This window comes from Aestuariivirga sp., assembly GCF_046093005.1.
Lineage (GTDB): Bacteria > Pseudomonadota > Alphaproteobacteria > Rhizobiales > Aestuariivirgaceae > Aestuariivirga.
This window is the reverse complement of sequence record NZ_JBJTER010000042.1, coordinates 1-21697: the sequence shown is the minus strand read 5'-3', so window position 1 is coordinate 21697 and position 21697 is coordinate 1. Positions and strand designations below refer to the sequence as shown.

The window sequence follows — 21697 nt, the reverse complement described above, 5'->3', positions numbered from 1 at the left end:
CGGGCGCAATGGGCTAAAGAATGGTCTGTTCGCCGAAACCGGCGATGGAGGAAGACCATGTCGCGACTCCACCTTCATCCTGAATCCCACCTCGTTTCGCGTATCGGCTGGCTCAGGGCAGCGGTTCTGGGCGCCAATGACGGCATCGTCTCCACCGCCAGCCTGATCGTCGGCGTGGCGGCGGCCTCGGCCGGCACCTCGGAGGTGCTGGTGGCGGGCGTTGCGGGGCTGGTCGCGGGGGCGATGTCGATGGCGGCGGGAGAATATGTTTCCGTAAGCTCACAGGCCGACACCGAACAGGCGGACCTGGCGCGCGAGCGCGCCGAACTCGCCTCGCAACCGGCCTTCGGGCGCGAGGAGCTGGCGCAAATCTATGTGAAGCGCGGCCTGACGCCTGAACTGGCCCGCCAGGTTGCCGAACAGCTGATGGCCAAGGACGCGCTCGCCGCGCATGCGGCCGATGAACTCGGCATCTCCGAGGTGACGGCGGCGCGCCCGATCCAGGCGGCGCTGGCCTCCGCCGCCACGTTCTCGGTGGGCGCGGCCTTGCCGCTGGCCCTCGTGCTGATCCTGCCGCCATCCTCGCTGGTTATGGGCGTGTCAATCGCATCGCTGTTGTTCCTCGCACTTCTGGGCGCCATCGCTGCCCGGGCGGGCGGCGCGAATATGCTCAAAGCGGCATCGCGCGTCACCTTCTGGGGCGCGCTTGCAATGGGGCTGACCGCCGCCATCGGCGCTCTGTTTGGAACCGTCGTGTGAGGCCGGGGTTCACGCCTGTCAGTCAGGTGACAACGCTGACCTCGATATCGGCGTCGATCGCCAGCGTTGCAGCCACCGTGCCGCCTGAGGTGAGGTTCCAGAGATCATAGGCGCCCCCGGCACTGCCATCGAGGCCCACATCGCTCGCCGCGAGCTGCCAGGTATGACTGTCCGGCAGCGGCGCCAATGTGCTCCAGATCGAAGCCCGCGACGTGCTGGCCGCCGAATATGACCGGCTGTTCCATTTCACGGCCACGACAGCGCCGACGCGCATCATTGTCGAAGGCGGCGCCGATGATGACGTGATCCTGTTCGATCTCGATCCGGATGGCGCTGGGCCGCTGCCGGACAGCCATACCTGGCAACTGGTGGCGAGCGATGTGGGCCTCGATGGCGGCGTCGGCGGCGCCTATGATCTCTGGAACCTCACTTCGGGCGGTTCAGTGGCGGCCACGCTGGCGATTGACGCCGACATCGAGGTCAGCGTCATCACCTGAGCAGCGGTCAGCCCGCCGCCCGCCAGACGCTGATGACGAGCGAAGCGAGCGCGACAGGACAAATGCCCCAGGATGCCTTGGAGGGTGATTCCCAACACCGGCAGGCCGCGGGGCTACGTTTCAAGCATGGCCTTGATCGCCCCTGACTCAGGCTTCAGCCAATCCGGGAACCGCTGGCCAGCCTGCCACAGTGGTGCCCGATGGGTTCTGATCGCGCTGGTGGGAATATGCCCGGCATGCAGCGCCGCCATCACGGCTGTAAAGTCAGCAAGCGTGGCATTGCGGCTCGACAGCAGGGTCATCTCCCGCCTGTGGAACTCGGGATCGCTGAAGCTGATCATGCCCTGCACGATGGAGACCAGCACATAGGTTCCGCCATGCGCCACGAAGGAAAAGCCGCGCTCCATTGCCGTCAGGCTGCCGGTGCAATCAAAGACAGCGGAGAAATAGTCGCCGCCGGAGATCTCCTGAAGCCGCGCCATATCGCCATCGCCCGGCGGCAGGGCGTGGGTGGCGCCGAGAACCCGGGAGGCGAAAGAGAGGCGGTCCGGGCGGCTCTCGATTACCGTTACCTCGGCGCCGCGCAGCCGCGCGAAAAGCACGACGCCGACGCCGATCGGCCCCGCCCCCATGACCAGCACCCGCTGCCCGGGAATGAGTGCGGCGCGCGCCACCGCATGCGCGCCAATGGCCAGAAACTCCACCATCGCAGCCTCGTCCAGCGAAATGCCCTCGGCCTTGAAGAGCACGGACTCAGGCAGCGCCAGATACTCGCACATGCCGCCGTCAATATGAACGCCGAGTACCTTGAGGCTGGTGCAGCAATTTGTCTTTCCGGCGCGGCAGGCAATGCAGTGGCCGCAATGAAGATAGGGCACGATGTAGACGCAATCGCCGGATTTCAGCCTTGACGACGGATCGGACTCGACGATCTCACCGGACAGTTCATGGCCCATGATCCGCGGATAGACGAAATAGGGCTGATCGCCCTGAAATATGTGAAGGTCAGTGCCGCACACACCGATGCGCCGGATGCGGACCAGGGCTTCGCCAGGCTTGCGCACCGGCACGGGCCGTTCAACGATCTCGAGTTCTCCAGGGTTGCGGCAGACCACCGCCCGCATCGTCTCAGTCATCGGTGAAGTAGTCCTCATGCAGCGGCTTCAGCCGCGAAATGGTGGAATGCAGCGAATCCAGATGCGTCCGCAGGGCGTCCACAGCCTCGTCAGCGCGGCCGGCGTCAAGCGCTGCGACAATCGCCTCATGTTCAGCGATTACCCGTTCCATGTGGCCTTTCACAGGATTTGCCAGATGGCGCACACGGTCAAGATGCGTCTTGACGCCTTGCACCGTGTCCCAGACGCCATCGAGGCCGGCGATGCCGGCAAAGCCGCTGTGGAACTGTTCATCAGCCACGTGAAAGCTCCAGGCGTCGCCAAGCCGCGCATGTTTCTTTTGTTGCTTCAGCGCCTCGCGCAAGGATTCGCCGCTGCGGGAGGACCATCGCGCCGCCGCCTCACGCAGCAAGGCAAGCTCAAGCGCCACCCGGGCGAAATGCCCTTCCTTCACCTGCCGCAGCTTGATCGGCGCGACGAAACTGCCGCGCTGCGGAAAGACATCGACCAGTCCGTCCTCGGCAAGCCTCGTCAAGGCGATGCGCACTGGCGACCGTGAAACGCCGAACATCAGGCAGATGCGGCTTTCGCTCAAAGCCTCGCGCGGACGGAAGCCGCCGGAGATGATGGCATCCCGGAGTGCGCGGTAGATCTGATCAGCGGCCGGCAGCTTGCGGTCGATCAGGCGGATGGCGGCTTCGCCCGCCGGGCTCGGTTGCTGTCGCTCACCAACTATCGACATCAGCAGATTCCGTCTTGTCGCATGAACACTTGTATACTAGGATGCACCCTAGCGGCCCAAAGATCAACCCCATTCTGCCGCCGCAAAAGGGAGAAACACTATGAAATCATTCGCCAAGCTGATCGCCGCCGCCGGCGTCTGCATTGCTGCTCTCAGTCCCGCCATGGCCGACCCCGGCACCAAGGTGGCGCTGGTTCCGGGCGGTCCGCATCCCTATTTCGCCGCCTGGGAGCAGGCCGGACAGGATGCGATGAAGGACTTCAACCTCGGTGCCGGCGACTACCGCGTGCCGCAGAAGTGGGAGCTCGCGCAGCAAAGCCAGCTGCTCGAAAGCCTGCTGACGCAGGGATACAATTCCTTCCTCATTTTCCCCGGTGACGCCGTGGGCACCAACGCCGTCGTCCAGGAGATCACCGAGAACGGTGGCCAGGCCATTGCCACCGCGGGTTGCCTCAAGGACCCGACCCAGGCCTTGTTCTGCATGGGCACGGACACCGGCAACTCCGCCTATCTCGGCACCAAGGAGCTCATCAAGGCCATGGGCGGCAAGGGCAGGATCGCCCATTTCACGGGCTTCCTCGTTGACCCCAACACCCAGCTCCGCATCGATGCCGTCAATAAGGCTGCGGCCGAGACCAACGGCGCGGTGGAAGTGGTCCAGGTGATCGCCGACATCGACGCGCCGCAGCCCGCCGAGGAGAAGATCAACGCCTATCTGGCGGCCAATGCGGCCAATGTCGACGGCATCGTGACCACGGCCTGGGTTCCAGCGGTGACGGCGGCCAATTCGCTGCGCAAGATCGGCGACAAGCGCATCAAGATGGTCGGTATCGACCATGACGAGGTCGTGCTTCAGGCCATCAAGGACGGTTTCGTCAACGGCACCATGCTGCAGAACCCCTATGGCCAGGGCTATATCGGCTCCTATGTGCTGAATAAGCTGCGCACCGGCTGCAAGCTGAAGGACGACGCACCCTGGAAGTCCAACGCGCTCACCACCAAGTTCGTTGACTCGGGCACGGTGTTCGTCGATGCCACACAGGTTGACACCTATGTTGACGCCATGCGCGGCATCACCAAGGACATTCTCGCAAACTTCGAGAAAGACTACCTGGTCTGCTCATAACGGCGGCATCCCATGGCCCCTTCCCTCCGAGCGGGGGAAGGGGCTAGCTTCTGCCTCACCGATGACCCAGGCCGTCACCCATGACAGCGACAACAGAGAGGACGCCGCGCCGGCCACACGGCAAGGTGGAAACCTCACGCGCCTGTTGCTCAGCAATGAGTTCGGGCTCGCGGTTCTGATTGTAATCGCCTTTACCGGCTTCGCAGCCGCCCTCCCCGGTTTCACCTCCCCCTTCAGCCTGTTCACCATCGGCCGCCAGATCGGCATCGATACGATGATCGGGCTTGCCATGATGGCGGTGATCGTCACCGGCGGTCTCGATCTCTCGGTGGGCGCGATCGGCGTCTGCGCCGCCATGGTATTTGGCTGGCTGGCCCAGTCAATGGGCGTGCCGCTGGCGCTCGCGGTGCCGGGGGGAATTCTGTTCGGCGCGCTTCTGGGCTTCATCAACGGCTATGCGGTGGTGCGCTCTGGCGTCCACAGCTTCATCATTACGCTCGCCAGCATGAGCATCTTCTTCGGCGTCATGGTGTTCCTGAGCAAGGCGCAGGCCTTCAACGAACTGCCGGCCGCGGTGATGGCGTTCGGCAAGCTGCGTTTCTTCGGCTCGGTTTCGGTTCTGCTGATCCTTGCGCTCGTGACCTGCGTGTGCCTCAGCCTGTTCTACCGCTTCACCACGCTGGGCCGGCAGATGCTGGCGGCCGGCGCCAATCCGCGCGCCGCTGAACTCTCCGGCATCCGCACCGGCCGCGTCATCACGGCCTGCCATGTGCTGACCGGCGCGCTTGCCGCCATCGCCGGCCTGATGCTGACCGCCCGCACCGGTGCTGCGGTGCCGTCGATGGCCGGTCAACTCGGCCAGGACTGGCTTCTGCCTGCCTTCCTTGCGCCGGTGCTCGGAGGAACACTGCTCTCCGGCGGCCGCGTGTCGGTCATCGGCACGCTGCTGGGCGCGACCTTCGTGACCGTGATGACCAGCGGCCTCTTGCTGATGCGGGTGGGCGAATTCTGGATCCTCGCCTGTCTCGGCACGCTGTTGCTGCTCGCCGTGCTCGCCGACCGTCTGCGCCAGGGCATGCTGCGCGCCAGGGGGTTGATCTGATGCACAGCCGCTTTGGACGCATATTCGACAATGACTGGGTTGGGCCCGCCATCGTCTGCCTCGTCGCGGTGGCGGCGATTTCCATCGCCCAGCCCAGTTTTCTTTCGCCGTTCAACATTCTGGTTCTGCTCTCAGCCATCTCCGTCAACATGGTGGTGGCGCTGGGCCAGCTGGTGATCATCGCCATCGGCCAGATGAACCTGGCGCTTGGCGCGTTCGGCGGGCTGGTGGCCATCTGTTTCGTGGCGGTGATGGAACTCTACGGCGTGCCGCCGATTGCGGCCATGCTGATGGGTCTTTCCATCGGCATGTTGGCGGGCGTCGCCACCGGCTTCATCATCGCCCGCACCGGTATCTCGGCCTTCATCATCACCCTGGCCGGGCTGCAGATATTCAAGGGCATCAATCTCGGCATCACCGAAGCGCAGCCGTTCTATGGCGTGCCACAGGCCGTGAAGGACTTCGGAAACCTCGGTATTTTCGGAAGTCCCATCCCATGGCTGGTGCTGCCGATGATCGCGGCGGGGCTCGGCATGTGGTATCTGTTCAACCGCCTGCGGATCGGCCGCTACATCCTGGCGGTCGGCGGCAATCGCACCGCCGCCGAGCTCTCGGGCATCAATGTGACCGCCACCATCATCTGGGCCTATGCCATCTCCGGCGCGCTGGCCGCCATTGCCGGCATGATGCTGGTGGCGCGGCTGCAGATCGGGCAGCCGACCATCGGCGATGACTGGCTGATCTCCTCCTTCGCAGCGCCGGTGATCGGCGGCGCGGTTCTGACCGGCGGCCATGTGAGCGTGTCGGGAACCTTCTTCGGGGTGGTGATCATCGCCATCATCACCCAGGCGCTGGTGCTGTTCGCCATCGATCCCTTCGTGGTGCAGATCGTGCTCGGAGCGCTGATCCTGTGGGCGGTGGGCATCAACCGCTTCCGCGAGATCCGCATCGCCAAGCTGAACGAGGCCCGCTGACATGGCAGCGCTCACGGTCTCCGGAGTCAGCAAGTCGTTTCCCGGCGTCAAGGCGCTGGACAATGTATCGATGACGCTCCGCAGTGGCTCGATCCACGCCCTGCTGGGCGAGAATGGCGCGGGCAAGTCCACGCTGATCAAGATCATGACCGGGCTGCATGCCGCGGATAGCGGCGCCATCGCCATGGAGGGCCGCCCCGTGCGCTTCGCCAATCCACGCCAGGCGGCAGCCAATGGCCTCGCAGTCGTGCATCAGGAGCGCAACCTTGTCACACGTTTCTCGGTGGCTGAAAACCTGATGCTCGACCGCCTTGGCGGGCACGCGCTCTCGCCCGTCGATTACCGGCGGCTCGCCGCCGAGGCAAAGCGCTGGCTCGAACAGCTGGACCTCGACATCGACCCCATGACCCCCGTCTCGCGCCTCAGCGTGGCCCAGATGCAACTCGTGGAGATCGGCAAGGCGCTGTCTCTCAAATCGCGCGTATTGCTGCTCGACGAGCCCACGGCATCGCTTACCCCGGCCGAGACGCAGGTGCTCTTCCGTATCCTTCGCAAGCTGCGCGACGAGGGCGCGGCCATCGTCTTCGTCAGCCACAAGCTGGAGGAAGTCTTCGACATCTGCGATACGGTGACGGTGCTGCGCGATGGCCGCAACGCCTGTGACAGCGCCAATCTCAAATCCCTGTCCCGCGACGATGTTGTGAAGATGATGATCGGCCGCGCCGAGCGGATCGCCCGCCGCGCGCCCCGCCCCATGCCCAGCGCGCCGCCCTATCTGGAGCTTCGAAACTATTGCTCCGCCGCCGGGCATGAGAATGTTTCGCTCAGCGTCCGCCCCGGCGAGATTCTCGGTCTCTATGGCCTGGTGGGTGCTGGCCGCAGCGAGCTTGCCAAGGCGGTGCTGGGACTGTCGCGGCAGACCGGCGGCGAGATTCTGGTTTCTGGCCATCCCGTGAATATTGGCTCCGTCGCCCAGGCGCTGGAGCGCGGCATCGGCTATGTGAGCGAGGATCGTAAGGGCGAAGGCTTGATCCTGCTGCATTCGGTGCTCGCCAATGCGGGCATCACGGTGTGGCGCAGCCTCGCTGGCATGCTGGGCCTGCTCGGCGACCAGACCGTGGCCCGCAAGGTAGGGCCCATTCTGCGGCGGCTGGAGGTGAAGACGCCCTCGCTCGATCAGATCATCGGTAATCTCTCGGGCGGCAACCAGCAGAAGGTGTCGGTGGCGAAATGGATCGCCGCCGGCGTGAGGCTGTTGATCATCGATGAGCCGTCGGTCGGCATCGATATCAAGACCAAGGCCTATCTCCATGATCTGATCCATGAGCTCGCCGAGAGTGGAACGGCGGTGCTGCTCATCACCTCCGACCTGCCGGAAATGGTGGATGTGGCCGATCGCGTGGCGGTGATGGAAGATTACCGCATCCAGGGCATGGTCGAGAATGACCGGAACTATGAACGCGTCAGTACCGCCATCATGAGCCTCATCCACGACCGAAAGGCCGCTTGATGAAGAGGCTCTCCCTCGCCACCTGCGGCCCGCTTGGCTATGACCCGACGCGGCTCGAGATCGGCATCGTGCATCTGGGTGCCGGCGCTTTCCACCGCGCCCATCAGGCGGACTACACCGACGATGCGATCCGCCGGGGCGGCCATCAATGGGGCATCCTGGGCGTCAGCCTCCGGTCGCCCGAGACACGCGACGCGCTGGCCCCGCAGGACTACCTTTACACGCTCGCGGAAACCGACGAGTCCGGCGAGCGCTGCCGCGTCATTGGCGCGCTGCGTGGCATTCTGGTTGCTCCGGAAGACCCGCTCGCGCTGATCGAGGCGATGTGCCGGCCAGCCGTGAAGATCGTTTCGCTCACCGTCACCGAGAAAGGCTATTGCCACGATCCGGCCACTGGCGAGATCAACGAAAACCACCCGGACATTGTTCATGATCTCGCCCATCCGCTCCGGCCCCGGTCGGCGCCGGGCTTTCTCGTGGAGGCGATCCGGCAACGCAAACAGCGCGGGCTTCCGGCCTTCACCGTGCTCTGCTGCGACAATCTTCCCGATAACGGGCGCACTGTAGCCAGAGTCGTCACACGGCTTGCTCATTTGCGTGACCCGGCGCTCGCCGCGCATGTGATGGAAAACGTCGCCTTTCCGGCCACGATGCTGGACCGCATCGTGCCCGCCACCACCGATGCCGACCGCGCGCGCATCGCCGCCGCGACCGGACTTGAGGACCGTTGGCCGGTGGTGACCGAAGTCTATAACAACTGGGTAGTCGAGGATAACTTTCCGCAAGGCCGTCCCGACTGGCGCGCCACCTTCGTCACCGCCGTGGCGCCTTTCGAGCTGATGAAGCTCCGGCTGCTCAATGGCGCCCATTCGACAATGAGCTACCTCGGCTATCTGGCTGGTCATGAGACGGTGTCAGACTGCATGCAGGACGACGATCTCCGTCACCTCATCGCTTATCTGATGGATGTGGAGGTCACGCCAACGCTGGCGCCGCCACCCGGCGCCGACATCACCGCCTACAAGCAGGCGCTGCTCAAGCGGTTTCGCAATCCTGGACTCCGTCACCGCACCTGGCAGATCGCCATGGACGGATCGCAGAAACTGCCGCAGCGGCTGCTCGGCACCATTCGTGACCGGCTCAAGACGGGTGGCGCCATCGACGCGCTGGCGCTGGGGGTGGCGGCCTGGATGCGTTATGTCACCGGGGTCGACGAACAAGGTGAGGCCATCGACGTGCGCGATCCCTTGCGCGCCGATTTGCAGGAGCGCGCCGCAAGCGCGGGGCTTGCGGCCGAGCGCCTCGCCCCGGCCCTGCTGGCGGTTGAAGACGTGTTCGGGCGTGACCTTCCCGCCAATCCCGTTTTCACCGCCGCCGTCACCAGTGCGCTCGACCGCCTGATCCGTCACGGCAGCCGCGAAACCTATCGCAAGTTCCGGAGCGAACATCCATGAAACAGACCTGGCGCTGGTTCGGCCCAGATGACCCCGTGACGCTCGCCCATGTGCGCCAGGCGGGCGCCACGGGCGTGGTCTCGGCACTCCATCACATGAACCGCGGCCAGGCCTGGACCGATGAGGAAATGGCGAGGCGCAAGGCCATGATCGAAGCGGCCGGCCTCACCTGGGATGTGGTGGAAAGCATCGCCGTTCCCGAAGCCATCAAGACGCGAACCGGCGATTATCGTCAGAAGATCGACAACCACAAGGCCTCGCTCCGCGCCGTCGGCCGCGCCGGCATCAAGGTATGCTGCTATAACTTCATGGCGATCACCGACTGGACGCGCACCGATCTCGACTGGCCGCTCGCCAATGGCGGCACGGCGCTGCGCTTCGATATTGTGGATTTCTGCGCCTATGACGTGCTGATCCTGAAGCGGCGCGGCGCCGAGGCGGATCACCCCAAAAGCCGCATCGAAGCCGCGCGGCAGCGGCTTTCCTCATGGCCGGAGAGCAAGATTTCCCAGCTGGAGCGCAACCTCATCGATTGGGTGCCGGCCCGCGAGACCGTCTATGACCGGCAAAGCTTTCTCCGCCAGCTCGACGAATACCGCGACATTACGGTGGATGGTCTTCGGGAGCACCTGTTTTTGTTCGTGCGGGAGATCGCCGCGACCGCCGAGGAGGCTGGCGTCAGGCTCGCCATTCACCCCGACGATCCGCCGTTTCCGCTGTTCGGCCTGCCGCGCGTCAATTCAACCGCGGCGGATACCGCGCGGCTCCTCGAGGCCGTGCCGAGCCCCGCCAATGGCGTCACGCTGTGCACCGGCTCCTATGGCGCCAATCCCGCGAACGACCTCACGGCCATGGCGCGGCAATTCGGCTCGCGCATCCATTTCGCGCATCTGCGCAATACCAGGCGCGAGGCGGATGGGTCCTTCTACGAATCCGAGCATCTCGACGGCGATACTGACATGATCGGCGTGGTGGCGGCGCTGCGCGACATCGAAACCGCCGGGGCCCGCGAGATTCCAATGCGGCCGGACCACGGCCATCTGATCGTCGACGACATCGGCAAGAAGGTGAACCCAGGCTATTCCTGCATCGGCCGCCTCAAGGGCCTTGCGGAACTGCGCGGCGTAATGCGCACCGTCGATGCTTTCCGCGCCGGCAAGGTGCATTAGGGAGGAAGCCATGGCCAGGATTGTCCGTGTCGAAGCCATGATGGTGGACCTCAAGCCCAAGGTGAAGCGCACCGACGCCATTCAGTCTTTCGTCAGCCAGGAAACCCCGATCCTCCGGATTTATGACGCGGATGGCGCGGTGGGCACCGGCTACAGCTACACGATCGGCACCGGCGGCCCTTCCATCATGGAACTGATCCGCTGCACCCTCGGGCCAGCGCTGATCGGGCGCGAGGCGCTGGAGATTGAGCGCATCTGGCGGGATCTCTATTTCCTCACCCATGCCACCACCGTAGGGGCCATCACTTCGCTGGCGCTCGCGGCCATCGATACCGCGCTGTGGGATCTGAAATGCCGCCGCCACGGCGAGCCCTTGCACCGCATGGCCGGTGGCGCGCAATCGCGCATCCCGCTCTACACCACCGAGGGCGGCTGGCTGCACATCGACACATCTGCCCTTGTCGAGGACGCATTGCAGGCCAGGGAAAAGGGCTTCGGCGGCTCCAAGATCAAGATCGGCCGGCCGCATGTCTCGGAGGACGTGAAGCGGCTGGAGGCGGTGCGCGCGGCGGTAGGGCCCGGCTTCGAGATCATGACCGACGCCAACCAGCGCTTCACGGTGGACGAGGCGATCCGCCGCGCCCGCTGCCTCACCCCGGTCGACATCGCCTGGCTTGAGGAGCCGTTGACGGCGGATGACATCAGCGGCCATGTGCGGCTGTCGCAGAGCACCACGCTCCCCGTGGCGGTGGGCGAAAGCCTCTACAGCCACCTGCATTTCCGCGAATATCTGGAGCGCGGCGCCTGCTCGATCGTGCAGGTGGATGTGGCGCGGGTGGGCGGCATCACGCCATGGCTCAAGGTGGCGCATCTCGCCGAGTGCTTCAACGTGCCCGTCTGTCCACATTTCCTGATGGAGCTGCATGTGTCGCTGTGCGCCGCCGTACCCAATGCGCGCTGGGTGGAATACATCCCGCAGCTGGACAGCCTGACCACGGAGCCAATGCGGATCGAGGCCGGCCATGCCATCCCCTCTTCCGAGCCCGGCCTCGGCATCGCCTGGGATTTCGACGCCGTTGCCCGGTCGGCGGAACCGGGGTCATCCTTCAGCCTGTCCTGAACAAGGGGCCTGAAATGGGGGTTGGCAGCCACCCCGCCATCAGCTATCTAACCGCCGCAGTCCACGGGACGGCCGGCCTTCAATGCGGAGAGGTGGCAGAGTGGTCGATCGCGCCGCACTCGAAATGCGGAGTACGGGTGACCGTACCGGGGGTTCGAATCCCTCCCTCTCCGCCACTTTACCAGTGCAAACTCCCACACAGCCCCGATGAGCGTCGAAATTCCTTTTGGTTTCAAAAGGGTTTGGTAGAGGCGACCGTACCTCTGAGACTGCGCCTCGGCCGAAAATCGGTCTCAGAGGCCCTTCCGTCTCAGTCCGACCGGACTTCACCGAAATCAGTACGGTCGGAAAATATCGCGTACTATCAATGATTTAAAACTCCTTCGTAACCGTGCTTTTGGAAATGATTCTCTCGCCCTCGGTATTGCTAAAACCTGCTGTACGGATAGTGATACTCGGTCGGTAATGGCGCCGAATTAACCCTTATGCGTTGACCACCTGCTCTCGGCCCACAGTCCACTAGCAACGCTGGGACGGTGAATCCCCGCGTCAGCAAGGCAATTTACACGTGGACCAATTGCTGTCTCAATGCCTATGCTATAAGCGCGTTCGCGCGAGAGGAGCGGGAATGGATGAACAGCTACAAGGTCTTAGGTTGCGCTTCTCCGGACGACGGTTCCAGGGGAAGCGACTACCGGTAGGCGTTTTGCCTGACATCGAAGCATTCCGCGACCTGATTGTCGCATTTGCAAAAGCTGAGTGGCTGTCCTCTCATGAAGGCAGGCGGCGGGTACCGCGCGGTTTCGACGGGCAACTCAATCTGGATTTGATAGCGATCGAGGATGGGAGCTCCGTGCCGGTCTTGGCACCCTCGCCGGCCGAAGCTCAGGGCTTTTTGCCTGGCATGGCAACTGGTGCTCTTGATCTGTTCAGGCTCTCCTTTGATCGAATCTGCGAGCTCATTGACAAGGCGGCGAATGAACCCCGCTACAAACCAGTACTAAAGCGTGATCAGATCAGCGCACTTAATAGGTTTGGCGCAGGGCTACGGTCGGACGAAAAAATCGATTTTGTTGGCTCAAAGGGAGCAGGCGGGGCTGTTGTTTCGATAGATGCGGAGTCACGCAAAAATCTCATCACACGTATCAGGGACACCTATGAGAAGCGCTACGAAGGCATTGGCCGTTTGCAGGTGGTCTCCGCCGAGGGTTGGATTGAGGTTGAAACGGAGATCTACGGAGTTGTGAAGTTTGAAGTCGGAGAGAGGGCGACGGCGGAATTCGATGGCTCCTTGATGAATGAAGTTAGCTTCGACATCCTGCTTGAACTCGATGCCGAAGATAAAGTGCGGCGAGTCAAGGAGATTTATGCAGTCGATCTACACGATGCTCCGAATGAAACCTATAATTCTTCACTTGAACGTGCAGTTGGTCGACTGAGAGAGATTGCCTTGCTTGCTGATGGTTGGTTGGATGGGGGAGGCTCTCGAGTACAGCAATCCATCATTGATATCGCGGAGAACCTCATTCGTGTGGACCCAGTATGGTTCGCACCTGCGGGGATCTTTCCAACTCCGGAAGGGGGCATTCAGATTGAGCTTAATCGAGAAGGAAAAGATTTATCGATCAATATCGATGCAGTTGGCCAACTGACCGGTGACCTTATGGATAGTGACGGCAGTGTGGAAGAGTTATTGGATCGCGGCGCTGTTATCCGAACGATTGGATTGTTGGGGGGATCGGTTGAAGATGGAAAGTCCATTGGCTAGCTACACCACACAAGAAGGTGACAGCCCTGTGCCTTCAGGTTCGGAGCAGCTCAGCGATCCACGCGAGAGGTTACTCCGACATATTCGTCGCGCGTGGTACGACAATGGTGTGGCTTCAAGTCAGAACTTCGAGCCAATGCCTAAAGACAGATCGCACTTGTCAGTCGAGCGTGGATCAATGATTGGGGCAGAAGCTGCGCACAGAAGATGGATTGGCTGGGGACGCGACTCCGTTGCAGTGTTCGGAGTTATTGTTGGTTCGTATAGTGAGCATGGGGCTCCAAGCTTTCACGTACCGATAGACCATAAGGAAGAAAAGAACCCCGAGCATGCGCTTGTCCGCTATCCCGAAAAGCGTTCCCAAGCTGCAAGATTGGCTAAGGTGATTAAAGGAAAAGCGGAAAAAATATTTGAGCCTCAGAGCTAGAAAACGACTACCTTTCTAGGGCCAGGACTCATTGATCAGAGCCAGAAGATGACGGTTGCTGCGAGACAGATGGCCGAGAAGAATGTGTGAGCGCATCGGTCATAGCGCATTGCGATACGCCGCCAGTCCTTGAGTCGGCCGAACATGATCTCGATCTTGGATCGCTGCCTGTATAGGCTGACGTCATAGGGAATTGAGACTGTTCGATTTGACTTCGACGGGATGCAGGGTTCGATGCCCTTCGCGTGGAGAGCATCGCGGAACTCGTCGCTGTCGTAGCCTTTGTCGGCGATCAGCGCCTCGGCGTCTGGCAGCGTCGGATAAAGGATTTTGGCTCCCGTATGGTCGCTCATCTGGCCTTCGGTGAGAAGCAGGGCGACGGGCCTGCCATCTTGATCGGTGACGGCGTGGAGCTTGGAGTTCAGCCCGCCTTTGGTCCGCCCGATGCGGCGCGGAGAGCCCCCTTTTTGAGCAGGCTTGCGGCTGTCCGGTGAGCCTTGAGATGGGTGCTATCGATCATGATCCTGTCCGGCTTTGGACCTTGTGAGGCGAGGTTCTGAAAGATCCGGTCGAACACGCCCAGGGCGGACCAGCGGACGAAGCGGTTGTAGAGGGTCTTGTGCGGCCCGTAAGCCTTGGGGGCATCCTTCCACTGGAGTCCGTTCCTGATCACGTAGATGATGCCGCTCACTACCCGCCTGTCATCAACACGAGGCACACCGTGAGAAAGCGGAAAACACGGCGAAATGCGAGCCATCTGGGCTTTGCTCAGCAAGAACAGTTCGCTCATGGGCGCCTCCTATTTTGGAGGCAGTGAATCAACCAGCAGGCTGATCCGCAACTGAATTAATGGGTCCTGACCCTAGAACATGATCAGGTTTTCGCGAGTATACCTACAGTCGTGCCGACCTCCGTCACCATCTGCGCCAGCCGCTTGTCCTTGAAACGCAACTTCAGAACATCTGTGCCGATGTCCACATGCTCCATCAGAAGCTGGATGAGGCGCGCCTGCTCAGTGGGAAAGAGCTCTTCCCAGAGTGAATCAAAGGCCGCCAGCACTGGCGGCGAGACCGCCCGTGCACCAGCATTCAACACGGACAACTCGGTGAGTACTGATCAACCGTCAGGTAGGAGTTTGTGCCGATCTATAGATAGGATCAATGCAGAGCAGCAGCCGCGTCTCGCCGCCCGCGACCGCGGGCGACCGATGCCATAACGGGCAAAGTCCCGCGGAGGCATTCGCACCGCCATAGATCACGATGGCTTCAGGCGGCACCTGATGGATCAGCATCTCGTCGAAAACGTCACCGAAGTTGACGGAGTAGGCGGTGTTGGGGTCAGTCCACTCGGTTCCCGGCCCGCAATAGGTGCAGAGCAACCGCATGGCGACCGAGTCAACGTGGAACCTGGGGCAGGTCTGATCGACGGTCTTTTCCAATCGAACCGACAGGTCTCTGGTTCCCGCCATGTCGCCGAGCCGGCTTGCGCAACGCGTGATGTCGGCGATCAGCCAGTCCAGCAGGGCAGGATCCAGGGATTTCGGCAGCGCATCCTCGAGGTGGCCGGCGAGACTGTCAACGGGCGCTTCAATCCTGACTTGCTCCGGCAGAAGGGGAAGGCTCTCGCGCAACAGGTAGCGGATGAGTGCGGGAAACGCGCGCCTTTTCAGGAGAAACGGCACAAGTCCGAGTGGAACGGATTTGAGTTCGAACTTAGAAACCATCAGGCGGCCTCCTTCTTCCGCCACACCGGAAACGGGTCCGGCAGTTGCGACCATGCAGCGAAATCCGGTTTGGAGGCCGGTATCAGGCAGGTATCGAGCGCAGCCCGGATGGCGGATTCGTCCATGCCGGTGCCGATGAACACGACCTCCTGGCGCCTGTCACCCCAGACCGGGTCCCAGCGTCTTGCAATCCACGTCTCCCAGTCGGGCTCGTGGGGCCAGGACTCCTTCTTGATCGCGGCCCACCAGAACCCGGCCGCCTCCGTCCTCACAAGGGCGCCAGCCTGGCTGATTTCTCCGACCCATTGGGGGCGTGTCGCGAGCCAGAAAAACCCCTTGGCGCGAATGACACCGGGCCATGGCATGTCAAGAAACTCCTTGAATGCCGTCGGCTCAAAGGGCCGATTGTCACGGTAGACGAAGCTCTTGATGCCATATTCGAGGGTCTCCGGAACATGGTCCTGAAAGCCATTGAGTTCCTTGAACCATATCGGATTCTGATGTGCCTTCTCTAAGTCGAAGCGATTGGTGCCGAGGATCTCCGGCAATGGGACGCGCGAAAAATCCGTTTCGATCAGCCTCGCGTCCGGATTGAGCGCCTTCACAATGCTGCGGGCAGCCTTGCGCTCGGAATCGCTCGCTGATGTTACCTTGTTGATGATGATCGTATCGGCGAACTCGATCTGATCGACCAGCAGGTTGACCAGGGTACGCTCATCCGTCTCGCCCAGTGCAAGGCCTCTTGTGGCGAGAAAGTCTGCCGATCCATAATCCTTGAGCAGATTGACGGCATCGACCACGGTCACCATGCTGTCGAGACGCGCCACGTCCGACAGGCTGCGGCCATCCTCGCCGCGAAACTCGAAGGTGGCGGCGACCGGAAGCGGTTCCGAGATGCCTGTGCTTTCGATCAGAAGGCAGTCGAACCGTCCCTCATCAGCAAGCCGCGCCACTTCCCGCAGGAGATCGTCTCGCAGCGTGCAGCAGATACAGCCGTTGGACATCTCGACCAACTGCTCGTCGGTGCGGGAGAGGTTTGATCCGCCGTCCCGCACGAGGCTCGAATCGATGTTGACCTCGCTCATGTCGTTCACGATGACGGCGACCTTGAGGCCTTCACGGTTGTTCAGAACGTGGTTGAGAAGTGTGGTCTTTCCAGCACCGAGAAATCCGGACAATACGGTGACGGGAAGGCGATCCTTGGAAGAATGTCGAGGCATGATAAGTCAGTCCCGGTCAAGTTGGCATTCATGATCTGGAGTCGGGCTCGTGAAGGCGACGCCGCACTTGTTCTGCCGTGGGGGCCTTTCCCGTCATCTGATGGCCGCCAGAAACTCGGTCTTGACTGAAGCGTCCGTCTCGAACGCCCCGGTGAACTGAGAGGTGACTGTGGCAACTCCTGGCATGCGGATCCCGCGCGTCGTCATGCACTGATGGCTAGCCTCGATCCAGACGGCGGTCCCGCGTGGCTTCAATGCCGATGTCAGCGTGGCCGCGATCTGGGCGGTGAGTGTTTCCTGCGTCTGGAGCCGGCGGCTGAGGATGTCCACGAGGCGGGCGATCTTCGAGATGCCGACAACCCTGTCGCTGGGCAGATAGGCGACATGGGCAATGCCGAGTATCGGCACGATGTGGTGCTCGCAGTGTGATTGCAGGCGGATTGACTTGATTAGCACCATTCCGCGATAGCCCGCAGCGGCCTCGAAACTGGTCGTCAGGACCGCTTCGGGAGACTCGCGATATCCTGAAAAGAATTCCTCATAGGCAGCGGCCACCCGCGCTGGCGTGTCTTTCAATCCCTCGCGGTCGGGGTCGTCGCCGGCCCAGCGGATGAGGGTGCGCACGGCCGTCATCGCCTCGCCGCGGCTGACGGGGGCTTCCGGCTGTTGACTGAGAAGATTCAGGGACATGACAGGCTCGATTGACATATGCAATGTTATAACATAACTTTTGTTCATCATGTTGTCCATCGAAACTCCAGACACGCCCGGCAGCCGTTCCAGCAATGAAGAGCAGGTCTACGTTGCCTTGCGCAACTCGACCCGCTCGATGTCCGCCTATGAGATCCTCGGGGCGCTCCGGGACACCAACATCAAGGCGGCTGTTCAGGTTTATCGCGCGCTCGAGCGGTTGATCGCCAAGAACCGCGTACATCGCATCGAGAGCCTCAATGCCTTCGTGGTCTGCCGTTGCGAGGCCCACAGCACACCCGCGGGCTTCTATATCTGCGATGCCTGTGGCTCCACCTGCGAATTCGATCCCGGACCCGTCCTCGGCGCGCTCCATCCCACAGACCGTGGGTTTGAGGTTCAGCAGGCGAGCATTGAGCTGAGGGGCCTGTGCACGCGCTGCGCTTCGACGAGGGCAAGGTCGCCGTGAGAAGCCACTCTCCCTTTCTCGATGCCGGTGTCAGGACACGCTTGCTGGTGGCCGCCACCCTGACTGCTGCGATCTGGATTGCAATTCTTGCGGTCATGCAATGACCCACGCTCCCCATTTCCGCCTCACCGACGTAACGCTGGGATATGAAGGGCACCCGGCTGTTCATCACCTCGATGGAGTCTTCGAAGCGGGCTCCATGACCGCCGTCTTCGGCCCCAACGGGTCTGGCAAGTCGACACTCCTGAAGGGCCTTATGGGGACGCTGAAACCGCTTAGCGGCTCCATCGAGCGTCTCGATCTCGATGTGAGGGATATCGCCTATCTTCCCCAGGCTCAGGAGATTGACCGCAGCTTTCCGGCCTCGGTTCATGATCTCGTCTCCCTGGGGCTGATAAGACGGACAGGCTTCTTCTCTGCCGTCGGTAAGGGACAGCGCGAGGAGATCGCCACGGCGCTTGCAGCCGTGGGGCTTGGCGGCTTCCAGGGGCGCCCAATCGGATCGCTCTCGGGCGGGCAGTTGCAGAGGTCGCTGTTTGCGCGCGTGTTGTTGCAGGACGCGAAGGTCATTCTTCTCGACGAGCCGTTTTCGGCCATCGACGCCAGGACTGTCAGCGATCTCCTGTCGCTCATCCATCGCTGGCATGCCGAACGGCGCACCATCATTGCGGTGCTGCATGATGCCGACCTCATCCGCGCTCACTTTCCCGACTCCCTAGTTCTCGCCCGGGAGCCGGTTGCCTGGGGGATTTCGGAAGATGCCCTGATGCCGGCGAACCTGCTCAAGGCGCGCCGCATGAACCAGGCATGGGACGAGAATGCGCCATGGTGCGAGGAGAACGCGGCATGACGCTGTATGATCTTCTGATTTCTCCATTCGCGGATTTCGCCTTCATGCGGCGCGCACTTGCGGGTGCGACCGCGCTGTCCCTTTCGGCTTGCCCAATCGGGGTGTTTCTCATGCTGCGCCGCATGAGCCTGACGGGTGACGCAATGGCCCACGCCATTTTGCCGGGTGCTGCCATCGGGTTCCTGATATCGGGTCTTGCCTTGCTGCCCATGACGCTGGGCGGCATCATGGCAGGGCTGTGCGTCGCGCTCCTCTCCGGCGCCGTGTCGCGCCTCACGATCCAGCGGGAGGATGCGAGTCTTGCGGGATTCTACCTCGTCTCCCTCGCCCTTGGCGTTCTGCTCATCAGCCTCAAGGGATCGAACATTGATCTCATGCACATTCTCTTCGGTACCGTACTGGCGCTGAATGACGGCGCGCTTAAACTGATCGCTTGGGTCTCCACCATCACGCTCCTCACGCTCGCCCTGATCTGGCGTCCTCTCGTTGCCGAGTGCCTGGATCCGGTCTTTCTTGGTTCCGTGAGCCGGATCGGCCCGACGGTGCATTTCCTGTTCCTGGCACTTGTCGTACTCAATCTCGTCGGCGGCTTCCAGGCGCTCGGCACATTGCTTGCGGTGGGCCTGATGATGCTGCCTGCGCTCTCGGCCCGGCTTTGGTGCCGCAGGCTGGAAGCCATGTGCCTCCTCGCAGCCGGTATCGGATTTCTCTCCGGCTATGTGGGGCTGCTGGTTTCCTACCACGCAAGCGTCGCATCTGGGCCTGCCATCATTCTGACGGCCGGCGCCATCTATGCCGTTTCCATTGTTGCCGCACCGCAAGGCGTCATCCGGTCACGGTTCACCCCAACACGACATCGCATTGCATGAAGGAGAAGATCTTGAGAATCACACTGAAGTCCGCGGTCATGGGAGCGTTGCTTGCAAGCTCAAGTCTCGCCGCATCGTCTGGTATCGCTTCCGCTCACGACAAGATCAAGGTCGTCTCCAGCTTCTCGATCCTCTCTGACTTCGTCCAGCGGGTCGGCGGAGATCATGTCGATCTCGTCACTATCGTTGGCGTGGACGGTGATGCCCATGTCTATGAGCCCAAGCCCGATGATGCCAAGGCAATGGCCGCCGCACAACTCGTCGTCGTGAATGGTCTTGGATTCGAGGGCTGGCTGGACCGTCTTGTGGACAGCAGCGGCTACGAGGGTCCGCTCGTGAAGGCCAGTGATGGGATAGAACCACAGAAGATGGATGAGGGGCACGGCGATGCCCATGCCGATGGAGCAAAGAAAGACACGCATGATCATGGCCACGATCATGCTGAAGGCGAGAAGAAGGCTGAGCACGATCACGGGCATGATCATGGCGAGTTTGATCCCCACGCCTGGCAGAGCGCCGCAAATGCTCAGGTCTATGTCAAGAACATCGCTGACGCCCTTTGCAGCATCGAAAAGTCGAAATGCTTCGAGTTCAAGGCAAATGCCGAAGGATACACCAAGGAACTCGCCACGCTGCATGGCTCGATCAAGAAGGCGATTGATGCTCTCCCGGAAGACCGCCGGACAGTCATCATGTCGCATGACGCCTTCGGCTACTTCTCTCATGCCTATGGGGTTAGGTTCCTCTCCCCGGAAGGCGTCAGCACGGAAAGCGAGGCGTCGGCAAAGGATGTGGCGCGGCTGATCGAGCAGATCCGCGAGGACAAGGCTGTGGCCCTCTTCGTCGAGAATATCTCCGACCCACGGTTGATTGAGCAGATTTCGCGCGAGACGGGCCTCAAGATCGGTGGCGCTCTCTACTCCGACGCCCTGTCGGCGAAGGACGGCCCGGCGCCGAGCTACATTGAGATGATGCAGTACAACACCAGGCTTCTAACGGAAGCCATGACCGGATCGTGAGGCCAATCATGCAGCTCATTCCCGTTACCGTTCTGACTGGCTATCTCGGAGCCGGGAAGACCACCCTTCTCAACCGCATCCTGACGGAGAAGCATGGCAAGAAATACGCGGTGATCGTCAACGAGTTCGGAGAAATTGGAATCGACAACGATCTGGTGGTCGGCGCCGACGAAGAAGTCTTCGAAATGAACAATGGCTGTATCTGCTGCACCGTCAGGGGCGATCTCATCCGAATCCTCGGCGGACTGATGAAGCGGAAGGACAAGTTTGACGCCATTCTGATCGAAACCACGGGCCTCGCAGATCCCGCGCCCGTGGCCCAGACCTTCTTCGTCGATGACGAGGTTCGACAGCGCGCGAAGCTCGACGCGATCGTCACCGTTGTTGACGCGAAACACCTGCTTCAGCGGCTCGAGGACTCCCATGAAGCAGAAGAGCAGATTGCCTTTGCCGACATCATTCTTCTGAACAAGACCGATCTTGTCTCGCCCGACGAGTTGGCGGCCGTGGAGAAGCGCATCCGGTCGATCAATGCCTATGCCAAGCTCCACTATACCCAGAAGTGCAGGATCGAGGTCGACAAGGTGCTGGGGCGTGGCGCATTTGATCTAGACCGTATTCTGGAACTGGAGCCGGAGTTCCTCGGTGAGGATCATCACCACCATGACGATGACGTCCAGAGCTACTCCTTCAAGACCATGAAACCGCTCAGTCATGAGAGATTCCAGAAGTGGATGGGGGACCTTGTCGCGGTGAAGGGGCCCGACATTCTCCGCTCCAAGGGGATACTCGCCTTCAGTGATGAGCCACGGCGCTTCGTGTTTCAGGGCGTGCACATGCTGCTCGATGGCGATCTTCAGCTTCCTTGGCGGGCAGATGAGCCGCGTGAGAGCCGGTTAGTTTTCATTGGCCGGAACCTCAACCGGGAGGAACTGCAAGCAGGTTTCGAGCGCTGTATTGCGTGATGGAAGGCCTGGTAGAGTCTGAAGCCCGGCAGAGGCAGTCCATGAAGCCAGTGTGGTCGGCAAACCTTGACGCACCTGTCAATCACGTGGCGGTGCTCGATGGTATGTTGGCCTTCCTGTGCGGCGATG

At 61.8% G+C, this 21697-nt stretch carries 24 protein-coding genes and 1 tRNA gene; 17 read left to right on the top strand and 8 right to left on the bottom strand.

Translation table 11 applies throughout. From position 1 onward, the window contains the following. Positions 1-57 precede the first annotated feature (57 nt). Positions 58-759, top strand: coding sequence for a VIT family protein (locus ACKOED_RS03370; RefSeq protein WP_408915162.1), 702 nt, complete (start codon positions 58-60; stop codon positions 757-759). Between the two features lie 22 nt (positions 760-781). Here the strand turns inward: ACKOED_RS03370 and ACKOED_RS03365 are convergent, their stop codons facing one another. Continuing rightward, entirely contained in the window at positions 782-946 is a 165-nt protein-coding gene (locus ACKOED_RS03365; protein WP_408915161.1) for a hypothetical protein, read from the bottom strand. Between the two features lies 1 nt (position 947). Between ACKOED_RS03365 and ACKOED_RS03360 the strand changes: the two genes are divergently transcribed. Continuing rightward, the gene (locus ACKOED_RS03360; RefSeq protein WP_408915160.1) at positions 948-1256 is read left to right on the top strand and encodes a hypothetical protein; all 309 of its coding nucleotides are present in this window, start codon (positions 948-950) and stop codon (positions 1254-1256) included. Positions 1257-1369: 113 nt separating this feature from the next. On the opposite strand, the gene ACKOED_RS03355 is transcribed toward ACKOED_RS03360, so the two are convergent. Together ACKOED_RS03355 and ACKOED_RS03350 are read right to left on the bottom strand one after the other, a co-directional pair. Next, positions 1370-2380 (bottom strand): zinc-binding alcohol dehydrogenase family protein, encoded by a 1011-nt coding sequence (locus ACKOED_RS03355; protein WP_408915179.1) that lies wholly within the window; start codon positions 2378-2380, stop codon positions 1370-1372. A 4-nt stretch (positions 2381-2384) separates the two neighbouring features. Beyond that, positions 2385-3113 (bottom strand): GntR family transcriptional regulator, encoded by a 729-nt coding sequence (locus ACKOED_RS03350; RefSeq protein WP_408915159.1) that lies wholly within the window; start codon positions 3111-3113, stop codon positions 2385-2387. Positions 3114-3213: 100 nt separating this feature from the next. On the opposite strand from ACKOED_RS03350, the gene ACKOED_RS03345 reads away from it, so the two are divergent. The 10 genes from ACKOED_RS03345 to ACKOED_RS03300 all read left to right on the top strand — a co-directional run bounded on the left by ACKOED_RS03345 (position 3214) and on the right by ACKOED_RS03300 (position 13763). Further along, positions 3214-4239, top strand: coding sequence for a sugar ABC transporter substrate-binding protein (locus tag ACKOED_RS03345; protein ID WP_408915158.1), 1026 nt, complete (start codon positions 3214-3216; stop codon positions 4237-4239). 61 nt (positions 4240-4300) lie between these two features. Then, the gene (locus tag ACKOED_RS03340; protein ID WP_408915157.1) at positions 4301-5341 is read left to right on the top strand and encodes an ABC transporter permease; all 1041 of its coding nucleotides are present in this window, start codon (positions 4301-4303) and stop codon (positions 5339-5341) included. Then, entirely contained in the window at positions 5341-6315 is a 975-nt protein-coding gene (locus ACKOED_RS03335) for an ABC transporter permease (protein WP_408915156.1), read from the top strand. The genes ACKOED_RS03340 and ACKOED_RS03335 overlap by 1 nt, the downstream gene beginning before the upstream one ends. A 1-nt stretch (position 6316) precedes the next feature. Then, a complete protein-coding gene (locus tag ACKOED_RS03330; RefSeq protein WP_408915154.1) occupies positions 6317-7825 on the top strand; it encodes a sugar ABC transporter ATP-binding protein in 1509 nt (502 codons plus the stop codon). Continuing rightward, positions 7825-9279: a mannitol dehydrogenase family protein gene (locus tag ACKOED_RS03325; protein WP_408915152.1), complete on the top strand. Its 1455-nt coding sequence runs from the start codon at positions 7825-7827 to the stop codon at positions 9277-9279. The genes ACKOED_RS03330 and ACKOED_RS03325 overlap by 1 nt, the downstream gene beginning before the upstream one ends. Next, positions 9276-10448 carry a mannonate dehydratase gene (uxuA, locus tag ACKOED_RS03320; RefSeq protein WP_408915151.1) on the top strand — a complete coding sequence of 391 codons (1173 nt, stop codon included), beginning with the start codon at positions 9276-9278 and terminating at the stop codon, positions 10446-10448. Before ACKOED_RS03325 ends, uxuA begins: the two co-directional genes overlap by 4 nt. Positions 10449-10458: 10 nt before the next feature. After that, on the top strand, positions 10459-11568 hold the full coding sequence (locus ACKOED_RS03315) for a mandelate racemase/muconate lactonizing enzyme family protein (RefSeq protein ID WP_408915150.1): 1110 nt from the start codon (positions 10459-10461) through the stop codon (positions 11566-11568). 86 nt (positions 11569-11654) lie between these two features. Further along, positions 11655-11744, top strand: a tRNA-Ser gene (locus ACKOED_RS03310). A 452-nt stretch (positions 11745-12196) separates the two neighbouring features. Then, positions 12197-13336 carry a hypothetical protein gene (locus ACKOED_RS03305; protein WP_408915149.1) on the top strand — a complete coding sequence of 380 codons (1140 nt, stop codon included), beginning with the start codon at positions 12197-12199 and terminating at the stop codon, positions 13334-13336. After that, positions 13329-13763 carry a hypothetical protein gene (locus ACKOED_RS03300; RefSeq protein WP_408915148.1) on the top strand — a complete coding sequence of 145 codons (435 nt, stop codon included), beginning with the start codon at positions 13329-13331 and terminating at the stop codon, positions 13761-13763. Before ACKOED_RS03305 ends, ACKOED_RS03300 begins: the two co-directional genes overlap by 8 nt. A 35-nt stretch (positions 13764-13798) precedes the next feature. Here the strand turns inward: ACKOED_RS03300 and ACKOED_RS03295 are convergent. The 5 genes from ACKOED_RS03295 to folE form a co-directional block, all read right to left on the bottom strand. Continuing rightward, a protein-coding gene (locus ACKOED_RS03295) for an IS5 family transposase (RefSeq protein ID WP_408915147.1) occupies positions 13799-14553 on the bottom strand; the annotation gives its coding sequence in 2 pieces (ribosomal slippage) (positions 13799-14223 and positions 14223-14553; 756 coding nt in all). Positions 14554-14636: 83 nt separating this feature from the next. Beyond that, positions 14637-14864 carry a hypothetical protein gene (locus ACKOED_RS03290; protein ID WP_408915146.1) on the bottom strand — a complete coding sequence of 76 codons (228 nt, stop codon included), beginning with the start codon at positions 14862-14864 and terminating at the stop codon, positions 14637-14639. 22 nt (positions 14865-14886) lie between these two features. Next, positions 14887-15486, bottom strand: a complete 600-nt coding sequence (locus tag ACKOED_RS03285) for a DUF1826 domain-containing protein (protein WP_408915145.1) — start codon at positions 15484-15486, stop codon at positions 14887-14889. After that, complete coding sequence (locus ACKOED_RS03280) at positions 15486-16706, bottom strand: GTP-binding protein (RefSeq protein WP_408915144.1); 1221 nt, start codon at positions 16704-16706, stop codon at positions 15486-15488. Before ACKOED_RS03280 ends, ACKOED_RS03285 begins: the two co-directional genes overlap by 1 nt. A gap of 93 nt (positions 16707-16799) precedes the next feature. Continuing rightward, a complete protein-coding gene (folE, locus tag ACKOED_RS03275; protein ID WP_408915178.1) occupies positions 16800-17396 on the bottom strand; it encodes a GTP cyclohydrolase I FolE in 597 nt (198 codons plus the stop codon). A gap of 49 nt (positions 17397-17445) precedes the next feature. Here folE and ACKOED_RS03270 point away from each other — a divergent pair, with 49 nt between their 5' ends. The 5 genes from ACKOED_RS03270 to ACKOED_RS03250 all read left to right on the top strand — a co-directional run bounded on the left by ACKOED_RS03270 (position 17446) and on the right by ACKOED_RS03250 (position 21568). After that, a complete protein-coding gene (locus ACKOED_RS03270; RefSeq protein WP_408915143.1) occupies positions 17446-17865 on the top strand; it encodes a Fur family transcriptional regulator in 420 nt (139 codons plus the stop codon). Positions 17866-17965: 100 nt separating this feature from the next. Next, positions 17966-18715 carry a metal ABC transporter ATP-binding protein gene (locus ACKOED_RS03265; protein WP_408915142.1) on the top strand — a complete coding sequence of 250 codons (750 nt, stop codon included), beginning with the start codon at positions 17966-17968 and terminating at the stop codon, positions 18713-18715. Then, positions 18712-19584: a zinc ABC transporter permease AztB gene (aztB, locus tag ACKOED_RS03260; protein WP_408915141.1), complete on the top strand. Its 873-nt coding sequence runs from the start codon at positions 18712-18714 to the stop codon at positions 19582-19584. Before ACKOED_RS03265 ends, aztB begins: the two co-directional genes overlap by 4 nt. Then, on the top strand, positions 19581-20603 hold the full coding sequence (locus tag ACKOED_RS03255; protein ID WP_408915140.1) for a metal ABC transporter substrate-binding protein: 1023 nt from the start codon (positions 19581-19583) through the stop codon (positions 20601-20603). Before aztB ends, ACKOED_RS03255 begins: the two co-directional genes overlap by 4 nt. Before the next feature lie 8 nt (positions 20604-20611). Continuing rightward, positions 20612-21568, top strand: coding sequence for a CobW family GTP-binding protein (locus tag ACKOED_RS03250; protein ID WP_408915139.1), 957 nt, complete (start codon positions 20612-20614; stop codon positions 21566-21568). Positions 21569-21697 lie beyond the last annotated feature (129 nt).